The organism is Pseudarthrobacter scleromae, assembly GCF_014644515.1.
GTDB classification, from domain to species: Bacteria; Actinomycetota; Actinomycetes; order Actinomycetales; family Micrococcaceae; genus Arthrobacter; species Arthrobacter scleromae.
On record NZ_BMKV01000005.1, the window covers coordinates 407519 to 423758 of the forward strand.

A 16240-nucleotide genomic window follows, 5' to 3' on the forward strand; every position below is an offset into this window, starting at 1 on the left:
GTTCGGGCTCGTTCCGGCATCGGGACGACGCCTTTTTCGATAAGTTATTGAAAGTCTGTCCGGCGGCAATTTCGATAGGGTGTCGAAATTGTTTCAGGCCCGTAAATCATTCGCGGATAGGCTCTGGGGTAGGTTCAGGAAAAGCGGAAGCAGGGGTATGAGATGACAAAGGATGCTGCACCATCGGCTGCGGGCCGGCCGCGGCTGAGCGGTGCCCCCACGGGTTCCCCGCGGCAGGACATTATCCGCGAGGCCACCGCGCTGTTCGTCGCAAAGGGGTACGCGGAAACCACCATGAGTGAAATCGCCCGCAGTGCCGGGCTGCGGCAGTCCTCGCTCTACTACTGGTTTGCCCGCAAGGAGCACATCCTCCAGGCCCTGCTCGAGGAAAACCGTAGCTCCCTGGCCCTGGCCGCGGCGCTGGAGGTCCAGTCCGGTCCGGCTTCGCCCAGGCTGTACGCCGTCCTGCACGCCGATGCCATGCAGTTATGCTCGGCGCCCCTGGACTTTTACGAGTTTGAGCGAGTGGCGCGGTCCCAGCCCCAGAATTTCGGCGCCTTCTTTGACGACTACGCCGCGCTGCACAGGCTGACGGCATCAATTGTCCGGCAGGGTGTCGAGACTGGCGAGTTCCAGGCTGTTGAGTCCGAAGATGCCGCCACGGCTGCGCTGGGTCTGAACGAGGGCCTCCAGCGGCATTATCGCCAGCCGTTGCCTGGATTGCGGCCGTATTCGGCAGAACAGGTCTCCCAGCTCAGCGCAGACACCACCCTCGCCCGGCTGCTGGCGGCCCCTGGCAATTTGGCCGTTGTCCGGGCGGAGGCTGCGGACATTACTGCCGGGTGGAACGCGGCCGCCGAAAGTTAACTCACCCGAAACGAATTCGATATGGCATCGAAAACGTCGTCTCCAAGAATTTAGATAGCGTATCGAAACGCTGGCTCCCCGCTCCTCGGGCGGCGTGCCCTCACCTAGCCCTTGGAGATTCGTATGGACACTGCCACTATCGCGGGCAATACGGCGTGGGTGCTCACCGCCGTCATTGCAGTCGCATTGATGTTGCCCGGCCTGGCGCTCTTCTACGGCGGAATGGTCAGCCGCAAAACTGCCATGAACATGATGCTCATGGTGTTCGGCTCCTTCTGCGTCGTGGGCGTTCTCTGGATCGCCTTCGGCTACTCCGCCGTCTTCGGCAATACCCTCGGCGGGCTGGGCCTGCTGGGCAACCCGCTGGAGTTCGCCGGGCTGGGCCAGCTTCTGACCGCCCCTGGCGACGCCGCCCTGCCGCCTCTCGCGCTGGCGGCACTGCACCTGATGTTCGCGGGGCTGACAGCCGGCATCGTGGCAGGTGCCGCGGCAGACCGGATGAAGTTCGGCGCCTGGCTGGCCTTCGCCGGGATCTGGGCGAGCCTGGTCTATTTCCCGGTTGCGCACTGGGTGTTCGCGTTCGACTCGGCGGACGGCTCGGTCCGGGGCGGCTGGATCGCCAACACGCTGGGCGCCATTGACTACGCCGGCAGCACAGCCATCCACGTCAACTCAGGTGTGGCCGCGCTGGCCCTGGCTCTTGTGCTCGGCAAGCGCCGCACGTGGCCCGTGCAGCCCAAGGCCCACAGCCTGCCGCTGACCCTCCTGGGCGTCGGGCTCCTCTTCACGGGATGGATCGGATTCGACGGCAGCGGGCTGGGCGCTGCGGACAACAATGCCGCCGTCGCAGTCTTCAACACCGTCGCCGCCACCTGCGCGGGCGTCGTCGTCTGGCTCCTTGTAGAGAAGATTCGGGACGGCCACCCCACCACCCTTGGTGCCTCCTCAGGCGCCATCGCCGCCCTCGTGGCCATCACGCCGTCGTGCGGTGCCGTCACCCCGCTCGCTGCCCTGGCCATCGGCGGAGCCGCCGGCGCGGTCTGCTACTTCGCCGTCGCACTCAAGTACAAGCTCGGCTTCGACGATGCCCTCGACGTCACAGCGCTGCACTTCATTGGCGGTGTGGTGGGCGGCCTCCTGATCGGCATCCTCTCCACTCCGGAGGCGCCCAGCGGCGCAACAGGGCTGCTCTACGGAGGTGGCTTCGAGCTCCTCGGCCGCCAGGCTCTGGCCATCCTGGCAGTCTTCGCCTACACCTTCACGGTCACGTGGGTGATTGCAAAGGTCCTTGACCTGACCATGGGCATCCGGGTTGCGGGGCCGGTGGAGGCGAAGGGGCTCGACATCAGTCTCCACGCCGAGAACGCCTATGAAAATGGTGAAGACAAGGCGCATGCCCCGCGCGGCCACGCCGAACAGCTGCACCATCTGGTGGGCCAAGCAGCGGTTAGCGAGAAGCCGGAACCAACCAGCCGCTAAAAGTTGTTGGGGGACCGGCGCATCAGCCCTCTGTCAGATCAACGGGGTGCCCGGCTTTCTCAGCCGGCCGGTAACCCCTCATCAGGTCCGGAGCAGTGTCGTGAAATGCTTTGGTTTTTCGAGGCACATGAGGGATGAGAGGTTGGCTCTCGAACGAAGCCGGTGTCGGAGGATCCGACGAGCAGTGTCTCGCGGCCGAAGTCTATTGTTCAGCTCGGGCTGTTCGGGTCTAGGCGCCAGATTCGGTGGGTTTCGGTGTGGAGCAGCCGCCGTTCCCCGATCTTTGGCCGGTGGATCCATAGAACACCGAGCTCGGGAGCTGTTATTTCAACATGTGCCGGATCCGGGCAGTGGAGATCGTCGGAGATAGCGACTGCGTCGCCCGGCTGCAGGGATGACCAGTCGGTGACTTCCTGATGGGTTCGGTGATGGGACATGTTCATCCTTTGCAGAGGCAGATGTGAATGGATAACCCGCCCCTGACCGGTGGTGGCCAGACGCGGGCTATCCAGAAGGGAAAAATCAGCCGTTGATTACTTGGGGGACGCCGAGGGCTTTGAGTCCTTCAGCACCGAATTCCAGGCCATAGCCGGATTGCTTGGCGCCACCGAAGGGAATCCGCGGATCGACAGCACCATGCTTGTTAATCCAGACGGTACCCGCTTGAATGCGCGCTGCGACCTTGCGGGCTGCGGCAAGGTCTGAGGACCAGACGGAGGCGCCGAGGCCGACGTCGAGGGCGTTGGCCTTTTCCACGACCTCGTCGATGGTGCTGTAGCGGATGATCGGCAAAGCAGGGCCGAACTGTTCTTCGGTGACGAGTGGGTTGTCGTTGTCGATGTCCGCCACCAGGGTGGTGGGGTAGAAGTAGCCGGGCTGGTCCGTAATGGGGTTCCCGCCGACGAGCACGCGGGCACCGGACTCCTTCGCCGTTTCTACGAGGTTCGCGACGATGTCGTACTGTGCTTTATTCTGCAGCGGTCCGAGGACGTTGTTCTCGTCCAGGCCATTGCCCATGGGCATGGCCTTGGCCACGGTCGTCAGTTCTTCACACACGGCGTCGTAGATGTCCTCATGGACGTACAGGCGCTTGAGCGCGGCGCACGTCTGGCCGGTGTTGATGAACGCCCCCCAGAACAGGCCTTCGGCGATGGCTTTGGGGTCAGCGTCAGGTAAGACGATGCCGGCGTCATTGCCGCCCAGTTCCAGGGTGAGGCGCTTGACGGTGTCCGCGGAGGATTTGATGATCGCTTTGCCGGTGGCGGTGGAGCCGGTGAACATGACTTTTCCGATGCCGGGGTGGGAGGCGAGGGCTTCCCCAACGTCCCGGCCGCCGGAAACCACGGCCAGGAGACCCCCAGGGAGTGCCTCATTGATGGTTTCGACGAGGGAAATCACGCTCAGCGGGGTGTATTCGGACGGTTTAACCACCACAGCGTTGCCCATCCGCAGGGCGGGGGCGACCTGCCACACGGTGATCATCATGGGCCAGTTCCAAGGACCGATGGCGCCGACAACACCGATGGGCCGGTAGTGCAGTTCGGCGCGGGTCTCGCCGTCATCGACGAGGGTTTCGGTCTTCAGCGGTGTGCCGGCCGCGGCGCGCAGCCAGGCCGCGCAGGCGCCCACTTCGAAGCGGGCGTTCGGGCCGTTCAACGGTTTGCCCTGCTCGCGGGAAAGCAATTGGGCGAGTTCCTCTGCGTGGGCCTCGATGGCGTCGGCTGCTTTCAGGAGTGCTGCGGACCTGGCCTCGTGCCCAAGCGCTGCCCATGCCGGCTGGGCGGCCAGGGCATTGTCGACGGCGTGTTGAAGGTCCGTGACGGTGTGGACGGGTGCTTCGCCGACGGGTTCGCCTGTGGCGGGGTTGAAGATGGTCCGGGTGGAGACGGCGTCCTGGGTCAGGACAGGTGTGGTGTTCATGAGATCCCTCTTATCTGGGTATTCAGTTGCTTGGAGCTGGCGGGACGAATCGTGCTGTAGTCCCAGCGGGTTCGGCCGTGACGGCGGTGTCGGTGAACTCGATGGTGTGTTCGCTTCGGTTGCGGCGCTCCAGGACCATGCCGGCAATGAAGGCGACCGGGACCATCACGAGCAGCCAGTTGGCTGTGACGGCGTCACCGCCAATGAGGGTGGTGAAGTTGCTGACCACCGACCAGAGCACCGCGGTCATCAGGATTACGGCCAGGATCGGGGCGATCAGTGTCTGCCAGATCCCCTGCCCGCCGTGGCGGCGGAAGAAGACGACGACGGCCACCGATGCCAGGACATAGAGGACCAGCAACGCAACCACTGCGACGCCGGCGAACCAGGCGAAAAGGGTCAGGACCGGGTCCAGCCCCAGGATCGCGAACGGCATTGTCATCACCACGGCCATCGCGGTCTGAACGTACGCGGCGGCGTAGGGTGCGCCGTGGGAGTTGGTCCGGGCCAGGCGGGCTGGGACGGAGCCGCGTTGGGCCAGGGAGTGGAGGTAGCGGTTGATGGCGTTGTGGAAGGCGATAATGCCCGCCAGGACCGAGGTGATGAGGAAGGCACCGCCGACCGGGCCGGCCCAGGCACCGAGTTTGTCAACTGCTGCTGTGAAGAAGAAAGAGGTGGCGTCACCGGATTCGACCGCTGCGCCGGCGGCTCCCTGTACGGCTGTCGGGCCGTAGTAGGAGACGAGCATCCAGGTGATGAAGGCGAAGAAGATCGCAATGACACTGACCGAGAGGTAGGTGGCCCGGGCAACGGTGCGCCGTGGATCTTTCGCCTCGTCGGAGTAGATCGCGGTCGATTCGAAGCCGAACATGGACGCGACGGCGAACATGATGGCCACCCCCGGTGCCCCGGCGGCGATCGCGGCCGGTGAGAAGCTGGCGGAAAGGCTGATTCCTTCGGGTCCTCCTCCTGAGGCCAGCACGCTGATGCCGAAGGCGAGCAGGATGGCAACCTCGGCGCCCACGAGGAAGGCCAGGAACTTGGCTCCGAGTTCAACGTTCCTTGAACCCAGGAGCTGGACGGCGCCCATGGTGACCAGCACCAGCAGCCACCACGGTATGGTCACTCCGGTGTAGGTCGCGATGAGGGCGCTGAGACTGGCGCCGTAGAGCCCGTACATGCAGGCCTGGACGGTGCCGTAGGCCAGCAGCGCCAGCCAGGCGGCGCCGGCACCTGTATGCCGGCCCAAACCTGCCCCGACGTAAGCGTAGAAGGCGCCGTTGGCGCGGAGCCTGCGGCTCATGGCGATGAATCCGACGGCGAAGATGATGATGACGACGCCGACCGTGAGGTAGGCCCCGGGAGCCCCGGCCGCGTTGCCGAGGAACACCGTGAGGCCGGATGCCCCCGCGATTCCGGTCAGTGGTGCCTGGGCGGAGAGGACGAAGAACAGGATGCCGAGGACCCCGATGGAGCCCTTTTTCAGGTCAGTGCCCGGCGTCGTTGCCGCGGTTGAACCCGTGGATGTTTCTGTCTTTGACATTGTGGATGTCAACCTTCTTTGAGGATTCTTTGGGGGTGTAGCCGTGCAGGCTTAGGCGCGGCGCTGGGTGATAGCGTGTGCTGCTTCCATTCCGCTTTCAATGGCTCCGTCGATGAAGCCACCCCATCCGTTGGCGTAATCGGAACCTGCGAACAGCAGGGGCCCGTGTGGCTGCTGGAAACTGGGCAGGGATTCGGTGAGGAATCCCGTGCGGTGCATGGGCCAGGTCTGTCCCGAGAGGGGATCGCTGGTCCAGTCGTGGCTGGCGACGTCCAGGACCTCAAGGTCCGGCACAAGGAGGTCGACGGCGGCCTGGACCTGCTGGAGGTCGGTCGCATCGAGGCGGGCGGTGTCGGGGCCGAAGGCCACCAGGATGGTGTTGCCATCCTGGTCGTATTCCGCCTGAGCGTAGTTCAGGGGCCAGTCCGCGGCCCCGAGGGCAACGAAGGGCTTGACCTCGCCCTTGACGGTGATCCAGGCCTTAATGCCTTTGGAGACCTGGCCCTCGGTGATGGCCTGCTGCTCCGGTGCCGGCAGTGCGGGCTGGAAACCGATGGATCCCAGAGCGCCCAGGGGCACGGTGCAGATCACCTGTCCTGCCTCGAAGGTGTCGCCGGTGCTGGTGATAACGGACGCTTTTTCGCCGGCGTACTCGACCGCGGCGACCGTCGTTCCGAGCCGTACGTCAGTGCCCTCGGCGATGCTGTTGATCAGTTTGCCGGTGCCGCCCTGGATCTTGAACGTCGCGCAGGCTTCGAAGTTGACCATCCAGTCGCCGTTGGTCAGCGCCACCCACCGCAGGGCCTGGGTGAAGGCTGCGTGGTCAACGGGGCCGTTGAAGTTCAGTGCCCAGAACGATTCCAGGATGTCGCGGGAGTAGGGCGAGAGTCCGAGTTCGGTGAATTTCTCGGGCAGCGAGACATTATCAATACTTTTGATGTCCGGGCTGATGAACGGGCTGAACGGCTGCGGGAAGTAGGTTCGGGACTCTTTCATGAGTATCCGGTTCGGTTCGTCAATATCGCCCAGCAACTGCTCCGGGGTGCCCTCGTGGCGCTCACCGCCGGCCCACCAGTAGGCCGACTCAGGGACCGGGCTTTGTACGGTACCCAGCCCGTAACGCTTCATCTCGGACCAGACATAGGGCTGGGTCCAGTGCACCCATGTCCCGCCCATCTCCAAGGGACGGCCCAGTTGTTCGTCCAGCCAGGTGCGCCCTCCGATCCTGTCCCGTGCTTCGAGGACAACGACGGAGTGCCCGGCCTGGCGGAGCTCGCGGGCGGCGGTGAGACCAGCGAAGCCAGCACCGATGATGATGACGTCTGCCTGCTCCGCGGTTGGTTTGGTGTTAATCACGTTCGGCTCTTTTGCTTTCAAAAAGATTCTGGGAATTGATCAGCTGGCGGCTGTTGATCAGGAGTAGACGAAGAACTCGGTGGTGTCTTCAATGACGGTCCATCGGGTCTGGGTGCCCTTATTGAAGGAAGCCGCGGAGCCGGGACGAAGGTCGAAGCTTTCTCCGCCTTCAACTTCAATGTGGAGGTGGCCCTCAATGATGTGGAGAGTCTCGTCGGCCTCGATCAGAAGATCGAAAGGCTCCGGAGCCTCTTCAGTAGTGACGTGCCAGAAACCGGCAGAGAGCGCAGGCCGGTCCCCGTCGCCCGGGCTGCGGACCCACTGGACCTGGCCCAGGATGAACGGCTCGTACTTCTGCGGATCAAAGGAGTCGTGGACGGTGAAGCCGGTGGTGGTGGGGGAAGTGGACATCATGGTCTCCTCGAGAGAAAGAATAACTTCTGCTGAGCACCTGCTTAGTTGTGTGCTGGATCACATCTAAGCATCTGCTGAGTATTTACGTCAATAGACGCTCTGGGAAAGCTAGAATCAAGCCATGAACGGGGAGAAGCACAAGGGGTACGGCACAGGCCGAGAGGCGCTGCTGGTCGCGACAGTGCACGTCGTGGCGCGCAAGGGCCTGAGAGGCCTGACCTTCCGCGCCGTGGCGGAGCGAGCGGGGGTCAACAACACCCTGGTGGCCCACCACTTCGGCACCCGGGACGCGCTGATCAAGGCAGCCCTCGATTGGTCGGTCCAGCAATCCATCGGGCTCTCGCAACTGGAAAAACTCCCCGCGACGGAAGAAGAGTTTTGCGAAAGCATCCTCGCGCTGATCGCCGAAAATCCCGACCTGCAAATCTTCCAGTACGAGATGATCCTGGAATCGCGGCGCAGACCCGAACTCGGCGAGGCCGTGCAACAGTTGTATGCAAGCTACGTTGCCGCGTTCGCGGAGGGTTTACGTCGAATCGGATTCGGTCAGGAAGAGGGTGCGGCCCAGGCTGCCTTCGCGGCACTGGATGGACTGGTGCTGCAGCTCTTGGCAGGCGTCGACCGGCGAGGCGTGGAAAGGTCAATCCGCTACCTCTGGGTGGCATTAGGCGGCCACGTCAGTGCCGGCGCGGTCAGCGCGGCTAACTAGCGGGCTCCGCTGCCGGGGCTGCTTATCCATGTGCGCTACTGGCCACCGCTCCACCGTCGTGGGCGTAAGCCATTCCTCTTGCAGAACTACCTCATGCGCCGGGTAGCGTCGTGAAAACGCCGTCATTTTTCGCCGAAGGTCACATCCCTTGTGCCCCCAAAACCCATCCCCTCAGATAGGTTCGCTTAGCATAACGGCTGGTTCCAACCCCCGCCATGGAATGAGCCGGGACCCTCTTTTGCGGGGCTCGTTCAGAGATGCGGAAGCGCTGAAGAGCGGAAAGCTGATGCCTATTTGTTTTCTTTGGGCTGCGATGACAAGAAATTACTGGAAAAGGGGTTTGGTTCGAAAGGGTGGAAAGTGCAGTAACTGTTTGGGTCAAGGTCTTGAGGTGTGCCTACGGGCCTGCTGCCCCCGGAATCGCGGGATTCTCGCCGACTGGCTTAAAAAATATAAGTAGGTATGGTACTGGGTATCGCAAAGCATAGAAAGGCGTGATTCCGATGTCCGGAAAATCCCCCAAAAGCGGCGCAGTAAAAAAGGCCGGCAAGACAATTCTCGAAAAGCGTGCCGATAAAAGGGCCAAAAACGAGAACAGCGAACTGAATTTCGCAAAGCCGCGCAAGAACCAGCGCTAACAAGCCCGCGGGCAGCCGGGACCGGAACTCCTAGCCCGCCCGGCTGCCCGCGCTCCACCTCAGTGCATACCCCCGTTCTCAGTTCCAAGGACACGCCATGAACTTCTCCTGCAACGCCCTGGTGGTTCCGGCCCGCCTGGCCCACCCGGTGCACCTCAAACCCCTGGACCTGGATGCCACAGCACTTCAGCGAGTGGCTGCCGGAGACATCGGGTACATCGCCGGCCGCGGTTGGCGCGCCTACCTGAACAATGACGGAAGCCGGTCCTTTCCCAACCTGCGGGCGGAAGTCCTCATCCGCGAAGCCGGCGTCGAGCCGGATGACACCATTCACGGAACGGCGCTCTTCCTGGGCTACGTGGACCCGGGCGAAGAGACGGACGCGCCCCACCACCTCATCAGCCTCGCTGAGCAACTGTTCGACATGCCGCTGGCTGCGTAAGCGTTGCAGGAGGCAAGGCGCGACGGCGGGAGGTCCCGCCGTCGTCCTCTCCCACCTTTTGCTATACGCGCTGGGTGGTGAAAGCCGTCAGCGCCGTCAGTTTCGCCTCTCCGATGGGTTCTTCCGGCAGCAGGGGAATGAGGGCAAGCCTGTCCGCCATGGCCCGCACCTTAGTGATCTGGTCCGCCTCATGGGCTGCGCGGGCCCGGAGGAACGGCGAGCGCGGGTGGGCGGCGGCGATGGAGTTGTTGATGACCCAGGCCCACGGATGGATTCCGGCCCGTTCCAAGTCGGCCTTGAGTTCCTCCGCCTCCAGCACTGGCGTGGTCTCGGCCAGCGTCACGAGGATGACCTTCGTTCCCACCGGATCCTGCAGGCGCATAAGCGGCGTCACGAACCCCAGGGAGTTCCCCACCTGCCGGGAAATCTCCCGGTGGTACGAACCCGTGGCGTCCAGCAGCAGCAGCGTATGCCCGGTGGGAGCGGTGTCCATCACCACGAAATGCCGCCGGGACTCCTGGACCACCCGGGAAAATTGCCGGAACACGGCAACCTCATCCGTGCAGGGCGACATCAGGTCCTCCGCCAGGGCTGCCCGGCCCTCATCGTCCAGGTTCCGGCCCTTGGTGTCCATCACGTGGGCCCGGTATTCCTGGATGGCCGCCGCCGGGTCAATGCGGGAGACGGTCAGCCCCGCGACAGAACCGTGCAGCGTTTCGGACAGGTGCGCCGCCGGATCGGTGGTGGTGAGGTGGACCGCGTGCCCCCTCCTGGCCAAAGCAACGGCTATGGCCGCAGCCACCGTCGTCTTTCCCACGCCGCCCTTGCCCATGCACATCACCAGCCCGTGTCCGTCGGCCTCAATGCCGTCCACCAGCGCAGCGAGCGGTGCGTCCTCGATGTCAATGGCCGACGACGGGCCCTCTTCAGCATCCGCGCCGGACGTATGATCTACCAGGGATTCGAGCGCCGTAATGCCCACCATGTTGCCGGGCTTGAGCTCGAGGACATCGCGGGGGAGCCCCGCGACCACCCCGGGAATAGCCGCCATGGCCGCGGCCTCCCGGGCACGCAGGGCTTTCGCCAGCTCCTCCTCGCCGGCGGACCCGGGCAGGACGCCGTTCACCACGAGGTACCCGCCGCGGATGCCGATCTGGTTGAGCTCAAGGTAGGTCCGCTCCACCTCCTTCAGCGACGACGGCTGCGCCCGGGTCACCAGGACAAGACGGGTGCGCTGGGGGTCAGCGAGGGCCTGGACCGCCCTGGCATACACCTCCTTGTGCTTGTCCAGCCCGGACAGCGGACCCAGGCAGGACGGTTCCCCCGCACCCGTGGCAAGGAAATCCGTCCACGAGCCGGGCAGCTGCAGCAGGCGGATGGTGTGGCCCGTCCGGGCCGTATCAAAAATAATGTGACCGTACTCCGCATAGGCCGCATCGTCCCCGAGCAAGCTGGTGAACTCGTCGAAGGAGGCCACCTCCGTGGTGCAGGAACCCGAGAGGCTCTCCGCCACGCCGGCCAGTTCGGTCTCCGGCAGGACTCCCCGGACGGGGGCGAGGATCCGCTCCCGGTAAGCCTCCGCTGCCTGTTCCGGGTCGATTTCCAGGGCAGAGAGGCCCGGCACCTCCGGAATTGCGGTGACGGTGTTTCCAACGGTCAAGCCGAAGACCTGCCCGATGTTGGACGCGGGGTCGGTGCTGACCAGCAGCACCTTCCGGCCGGCCCGGGCAAGCGAGAGCGCCGACGCGCACGCCACGGAGGTCTTGCCCACCCCGCCTTTGCCGGTGAAGAACAGGAAGCGCGGCGGGTTGTGGAGGAACTTCATGCACGCCAGTCTTTCAACATGCTGGGGACTGCCCCAGAGCCGAACGTCCCTGTGCTGAACATACGCGGTGCCCAGCCCACCAGAAGCCGAAACCGCCGTCGTCCGCTTAAGCCTGTCCGTTCTCCAGCAGCCCGCCGCTCGCCCAGCGCCGCACCGCAGCCTTTTCGCCGGCGTCGAACTCCAGCAGCGCCACCCGGCAGAGTTCCTCCACGTTGGCCGTCCACGCTGCCGCCAGTTCCGCCGCCGTCGCCTTGTCACTGAGCTGGAAATTGGCGTAGGCGAGGCCCTGCAGGACAAAACTGACCGCGTTGCGGGAAACCGGCTGGCCGGCGCTGACGCAATCGTCCCGCACCTGCCGGGAGAGTTCGGTGCGGTTGAGCGCCGGCTGGTCCCGGAGCCGGGCTGCCATGGCCGTGAAGATCTGCCGGAACTGCGCGGCGGAAAGCGCCGGGACGTCCGTCACCCGGGTGACCTGCTCCTCGACGCCCGGCTGGAGGTCCGCCGGCACGGGAAGGTCCTCGCTGGAGAACCGCTTCGCGTCCCACACCCAGCCGCCCTGCGCTGCCGAATACTCCACGTCCTTGCCGATCTGCGAGACCCACGTCCCGAACTTCCCGAAGCCGCCCCAGTCCGTCTTGAGCGAGGGGTCGGCCGTGAGCGCCCGGTGGGCCACCATCGCGCCCACCACCGGTCCCGGCGCGGACCGGACGAAGTCCAGCACCTCGCGGATGCCAGGGGAGCTGGCCCTGGTTTTCGCCTTGGCAGCGGCTGGGGCCTGCGGCTGCTTCGGGGACGCCACGGCGTGGATGGGTTCAACGGTGGTGCCGTTGAGGATGGCCACGAAGTCGTGCGACTCCACCACATGGTCCGCCATCTCCCGGTAGGCGAAGGCCACGGCGCCGGCAGCGATCACGGTGGTCATCCGGTCGGCGGCCCGGAACCGCTGGATCAGGGACGTGAAGTCGGCATCGGCCGAGGCGATGAAGAACTCCTCGATCCCGCCGCTGCCGGACAGTGCGTCCATCGCGTCCAGCACCAGGTTGATGTCCGTGCTGCTCTTGCCCCGCTGGGTCAGCGACGGGCAGTCGATCACGCGGAAACCGGCCCGGGTCCAGTAGGTCCGGTACTTCGAGTACACCATCGGGTTCAGGTAGCAGTTGCGGATCAGGAACCGGCGGGTGCCCTCCCCGGCTCCTCCGGCTGACAAGGCGTCCGCCCAATGCTTGGGGTCCTCGGCAAACCGCTTGGCTGCCAGCGGATCCAGGGCCTGCAGGCCTGTGAACACATTGTCGAAATCAACAAACATCGCAGCCCGGATGCCGGGACGGCGGGAGGGGGAGAGTGCCTCGTTCATTGGCTTAGTGTGCCAGCATCGCGGGGCGCGGGCACCCCCTCCGGGTGCGACACGCAAGCGGACGACGGCGGGAGGTTCCGCCGTCGTCCGCTTCCCCCTTGGCTATCTTGTTCGCTCCACTTAAGCGCTGAGGTTCCAGTGGACCCGGATGGCCTCCGCAATGGGTGCCTCCTTCACGTCGACCCGGAAAGCGACGGGCGCGGTGCCTGTTTCCTCGATGACGGCGTCACGGTAGACGCGGCCGCAGGAGGGGCACAGGGTGTAAAGGTCCTCGTCCGCGGGCCACTCCGCCAGCTCCGGCGGGGCAGGGGCATCTCCCGAGTGGACGGGGATGCCCTGCGCGTTGGCCTGAATAAGACCGTCCGTGCTGACGGTGTTCCCGCAGACGCAGGTGATGGTGGTGACGTCATGGCCAACCACCCCGGCGGTTTCGGTGTCCACGGCGGCCTCCGCGGCGCTGGAAGGGACGTTGCGGTACCAGCTTAAGCCCGCAGATCCGCGAGAAAACAGGTATTTCGGCCGTAGCGGGTGCCGCCGTGCGGGCGCACCATGGTGCCATGAACGCGGAAACACCCCAAACGGTTGAACTGAGCCTTCCCCAGGCCTTCCTCCTCCTGGCCACCGATGACAAAGACGGCAAACCCGAAGTTCCGGTGTTCGCACTCAGAACCACAGTGGCAGGGGCAATCCTGGCCGAGCTGGACCTCGTCGGCGCCATCGAGCTGCAGGGCAAGCACGTCCGGGCTACCGGCGCCACACCTGACACGGAGCTCCAGCACGAGCTGGAGCTCATCCGCGGCAAGTCACGGCCGCACAGCGCCAGGCGCTGGGTCTCCATGCTGGAAGGCCGTGCCCAGACGCAGCGCATCTACGAGCAGATGGCGTCAGCGGGCATCGTGGAACACGTCGGCGAGAAGCACCTGGGCCGGTTCCGGGCCGCGCGGTATCCGGAAAAAGACCATGCCCCCGAGGCCGCGCTGCTTGAAAAGATCCGGGCGGCACTCAGGGCTGCGCCGTCCGGCCTCCAGCCGCCGGACACCGGCGCGGCCGAGGACGCGGCGGCTGCGGGCACAGGACCGGAAGCCGCCGCTGTTGGCGGAGCGGCGGAGGGCACAGGGCCGGACGCCGCAAGGCCGGGGGCCGCGAAGCCCGGAACCACGAGGCCCGGAACCACGGCGCCCGAGGCCAGGACCATAGCGCTGATCGCCCTGATGCAGGCGGCCGGGCTGCTCGGCAAGCTCTTCCCGGAGGCGGACCGGGTCCGGGCCAGCGAGCTGGCCAAGGACTACTGGCCGTCCCGCGCGGTGGAGGATGAACTCCGCATGATCAGGCTGGCGGAGGAGGAAGCCGCAACCCTGTAGGCCGCAAGCCTGTAGGCGGGGCATAAGGCAAGCGGACGACGGCGGGACGTGCCGCCGTCGTCCGCCCACCCTCGCCGGATCACGCCAGCGTTAGGCCGGCTTTCTTCACGTCGCGGAAGCTGGCCTCGATGTGGACCACGTCGCGGCCGGCGCGCTGAAGGAGGCTCGCAGCCACGGCGGAGCGGTAGCCGGAGCCGCAGTGCACCCACAGCCGTCCGGCGGGGACCTCGTCCAGGCGCCGGAGCAGCTCATGGAGCGGGATGTTCACTGCGTCCCGGATATGGGATTTTGCGAACTCGTCGGTGCGGCGGACATCGAGGATGGGATCGTCCTTGGGCCTCTGCAGCACCTCCTGCCAGCCGACACTGTCGTAGGAGGAGGTTGCCGCCCCGGGCGCAAGGTCCGCAGGTCCGGCGCCGATGGCCGCATCCGGTTTGTCGATGCCGATGCGGGACAGGTCACGGATGGCGTTCTCCACGTCCTGGCGCGCGCCCACGAGCGTCAGCTGTTCGTCCCAGGGCAGGACCCACCCCAGGAAGGCGGTGAACTGCGTGCCGTCGCCGTACTCGAAGCTGACGCTGCCGCTCAGGTGGGTGTTGGCGAAGGCCACCCGGTTCCGCAGGTCCACCACCCACTCGCCCCGCCCCAGCCGGGACACCAGCTCATCCTGGTCCAGCGAGTCGGGCAGGTCCAGATCCGGCGCGGTGGGGCCCGCCATGTTGATGGGGGCCATGTGGGCGTAGTAGGACGGATAGGCCGTCAGGTTGTGGATCAGCTCGCGGACAAAGTGGTCCTCGTCCGGGTCCGTCAGGGCATGGTTCCCGCTCAGCTGCTCGCCGATGGTGGAGGATTCCGCCCCGCTGGCCGGGCCCGACGAGCAGAAGGAGCCGAAGCCGTGGGTGGGGTAGAGCCCGGCGTCCTTACCCGCTTCATCCACCAGCCGCCGGACCGACCTGTACTGGTGGTGGGTGAGCGGCACGGTGTCTTCCTCGCTGACCAGGTCGGTGCGGCCCACGGAGCCGTAGAGCAGGCTTCCACCGGAGAACACCGCCTGGCGGTCACCGTCCGTCACGATGTAGGAGAGGTGGTGATGGGTGTGCCCCGGCGTGGCCACGGCCTTGAGGACCATCCGTCCCACCTGCACCGTGTCTCCGTCCGAGATCGGCTGGCGGCTGTACGGGACGTGGTCCGCTGCGTTGACCAGGTAGGCGGCGTTGTGGTCACCGGCGAGCTGCAGCCCGCCGGTGACGTAGTCGTTGTGGATGTGCGTCTCGGCCACGTGCGTGATCCTCACCCCGGCGTCCGAGACCGCCTTTTCCACCCGGTCCGTGTCCCGCTGGGGATCGATGACCACGCCCACCGCGCCGTCGTGCACCAGATAAGTTCGGTCGCCCAGCTGCGGCGTTTCGATCGTGATGACTTCCATGCCGGGTTCCTCCTTGAACGGGTGTCAGCCTGATCGCCACGTTACCCCCGGGCGCCCGGTGCCGGTACCCCGGTGGCCGGGACGGCTTCCTTATACCCCTAGGGGTATTATATAGTGGGCTCATGACGCATCGGTGCGTCAGTCAACGAACCTGCAACGAAGGACCTGTTATGTGCCGTGTGGCCACCTGCCAAAAATGTTCCAAGGCCACGTGGGCAGGCTGCGGCAACCACGTGGACCAGGTTATGAAGAACGTCCCGGAGTCCCGCCGCTGTACCTGTTCCACCGCGCCGGCTCGGCCATCGGCCACCCAGTCGGGCGCCGGGTTTGGATGGATCGCCAAGCTGTTGGGGCGCTGAGGATAAAACGGAAGCGGACGACGGCGGGAGGTTCCGCCGTCGTTCGCCTGCTTCAGGCGGCGCCCACCTGAAGTGAGGGCCTGCTGGCCGGCCGCCCGGCTAGACTCGCCTGCATGGGGGACAACAGCACACCTGACGAGCGCGAAGGCGCACCTGATGAACACGAATCGCGGAAATCGGCCCGGCTGCCGGGTGTGGTCCTGCCGATCGCAGGGCTCGTGGTCCTGCTGGTGGGGTGCGTGGTGGCCTGGCTCAACAGGAACACCTATATCGGCTGGTTCGCCTACGCGCCGCTGAGCAACCAGCCTTTCTCCGGCACCGGGATGGCGTTCCTCAGCCCTGGGACGCAGGCGGGCCTGGCAATCGCCGTCGTTGGCCTGCTGCTGCTCGCCTTTTGGGCGGGCTACCGAACCGGCAGGAAAGCTGCACCAAAAACTCCTGGCCAGTTCTAAGCCCAAGCGGACGACGGCGGCGCCTCCCGCCGTCGTCGTCCCGCCTCTGCGGGTCCCGAAGTTTGGATCCCGGCGCGCATCTTGGTATCCTGTGA

15 protein-coding genes are annotated in these 16240 nt (G+C 65.3%); 7 read left to right on the forward strand and 8 right to left on the reverse strand.

Translation table 11 applies throughout. The annotated features are described in order from the left end of the window. Positions 1-162: 162 nt before the first annotated feature. Positions 163-867 carry a TetR/AcrR family transcriptional regulator gene (locus IEX33_RS15120; protein WP_188731514.1) on the forward strand — a complete coding sequence of 235 codons (705 nt, stop codon included), beginning with the start codon at positions 163-165 and terminating at the stop codon, positions 865-867. Between the two features lie 123 nt (positions 868-990). After that, positions 991-2346 carry an ammonium transporter gene (locus tag IEX33_RS15125; protein ID WP_188731516.1) on the forward strand — a complete coding sequence of 452 codons (1356 nt, stop codon included), beginning with the start codon at positions 991-993 and terminating at the stop codon, positions 2344-2346. Between the two features lie 522 nt (positions 2347-2868). Here the strand turns inward: IEX33_RS15125 and IEX33_RS15130 are convergent. From IEX33_RS15130 to IEX33_RS15145, 4 genes are read right to left on the reverse strand one after another with little or no spacing between them, the layout of a single operon-like run. Beyond that, a complete protein-coding gene (locus IEX33_RS15130; RefSeq protein WP_188731517.1) occupies positions 2869-4266 on the reverse strand; it encodes an aldehyde dehydrogenase family protein in 1398 nt (465 codons plus the stop codon). A 22-nt stretch (positions 4267-4288) separates the two neighbouring features. Then, positions 4289-5809, reverse strand: a complete 1521-nt coding sequence (locus IEX33_RS15135) for an APC family permease (RefSeq protein WP_188731519.1) — start codon at positions 5807-5809, stop codon at positions 4289-4291. 51 nt (positions 5810-5860) lie between these two features. Then, entirely contained in the window at positions 5861-7165 is a 1305-nt protein-coding gene (locus IEX33_RS15140) for a flavin monoamine oxidase family protein (RefSeq protein WP_229675405.1), read from the reverse strand. Between the two features lie 57 nt (positions 7166-7222). Then, positions 7223-7579 carry a cupin domain-containing protein gene (locus tag IEX33_RS15145; RefSeq protein ID WP_308421986.1) on the reverse strand — a complete coding sequence of 119 codons (357 nt, stop codon included), beginning with the start codon at positions 7577-7579 and terminating at the stop codon, positions 7223-7225. 121 nt (positions 7580-7700) lie between these two features. On the opposite strand from IEX33_RS15145, the gene IEX33_RS15150 reads away from it, so the two are divergent. The 3 genes from IEX33_RS15150 (at position 7701) to IEX33_RS15160 (ending at position 9368) form a co-directional block, all read left to right on the forward strand. Then, on the forward strand, positions 7701-8288 hold the full coding sequence (locus IEX33_RS15150) for a TetR/AcrR family transcriptional regulator (RefSeq protein WP_188731523.1): 588 nt from the start codon (positions 7701-7703) through the stop codon (positions 8286-8288). A 494-nt stretch (positions 8289-8782) separates the two neighbouring features. Further along, positions 8783-8926, forward strand: a complete 144-nt coding sequence (locus IEX33_RS15155) for a hypothetical protein (protein ID WP_188731771.1) — start codon at positions 8783-8785, stop codon at positions 8924-8926. Positions 8927-9023: 97 nt separating this feature from the next. Next, positions 9024-9368, forward strand: a complete 345-nt coding sequence (locus IEX33_RS15160) for a hypothetical protein (RefSeq protein ID WP_174174911.1) — start codon at positions 9024-9026, stop codon at positions 9366-9368. A 61-nt stretch (positions 9369-9429) separates the two neighbouring features. On the opposite strand, the gene arsA is transcribed toward IEX33_RS15160, so the two are convergent. From arsA to IEX33_RS15175, 3 genes are all read right to left on the reverse strand, one after another. After that, on the reverse strand, positions 9430-11193 hold the full coding sequence (gene arsA, locus IEX33_RS15165) for an arsenical pump-driving ATPase (RefSeq protein ID WP_188731525.1): 1764 nt from the start codon (positions 11191-11193) through the stop codon (positions 9430-9432). Between the two features lie 106 nt (positions 11194-11299). Next, the gene (locus tag IEX33_RS15170) at positions 11300-12547 is read right to left on the reverse strand and encodes an NYN domain-containing protein (protein WP_188731526.1); all 1248 of its coding nucleotides are present in this window, start codon (positions 12545-12547) and stop codon (positions 11300-11302) included. A 120-nt stretch (positions 12548-12667) separates the two neighbouring features. Beyond that, a complete protein-coding gene (locus IEX33_RS15175) occupies positions 12668-12988 on the reverse strand; it encodes a hypothetical protein (RefSeq protein ID WP_188731529.1) in 321 nt (106 codons plus the stop codon). A gap of 116 nt (positions 12989-13104) precedes the next feature. Here IEX33_RS15175 and IEX33_RS15180 point away from each other — a divergent pair, with 116 nt between their 5' ends. Next, complete coding sequence (locus IEX33_RS15180; protein ID WP_188731530.1) at positions 13105-13908, forward strand: GOLPH3/VPS74 family protein; 804 nt, start codon at positions 13105-13107, stop codon at positions 13906-13908. A 79-nt stretch (positions 13909-13987) separates the two neighbouring features. Here the strand turns inward: IEX33_RS15180 and IEX33_RS15185 are convergent, their stop codons facing one another. Next, positions 13988-15334 (reverse strand): MBL fold metallo-hydrolase, encoded by a 1347-nt coding sequence (locus IEX33_RS15185; RefSeq protein WP_188731532.1) that lies wholly within the window; start codon positions 15332-15334, stop codon positions 13988-13990. Positions 15335-15806: 472 nt separating this feature from the next. On the opposite strand from IEX33_RS15185, the gene IEX33_RS15190 reads away from it, so the two are divergent. Further along, positions 15807-16145: a hypothetical protein gene (locus IEX33_RS15190; protein ID WP_188731534.1), complete on the forward strand. Its 339-nt coding sequence runs from the start codon at positions 15807-15809 to the stop codon at positions 16143-16145. Positions 16146-16240: the final 95 nt, after the last annotated feature.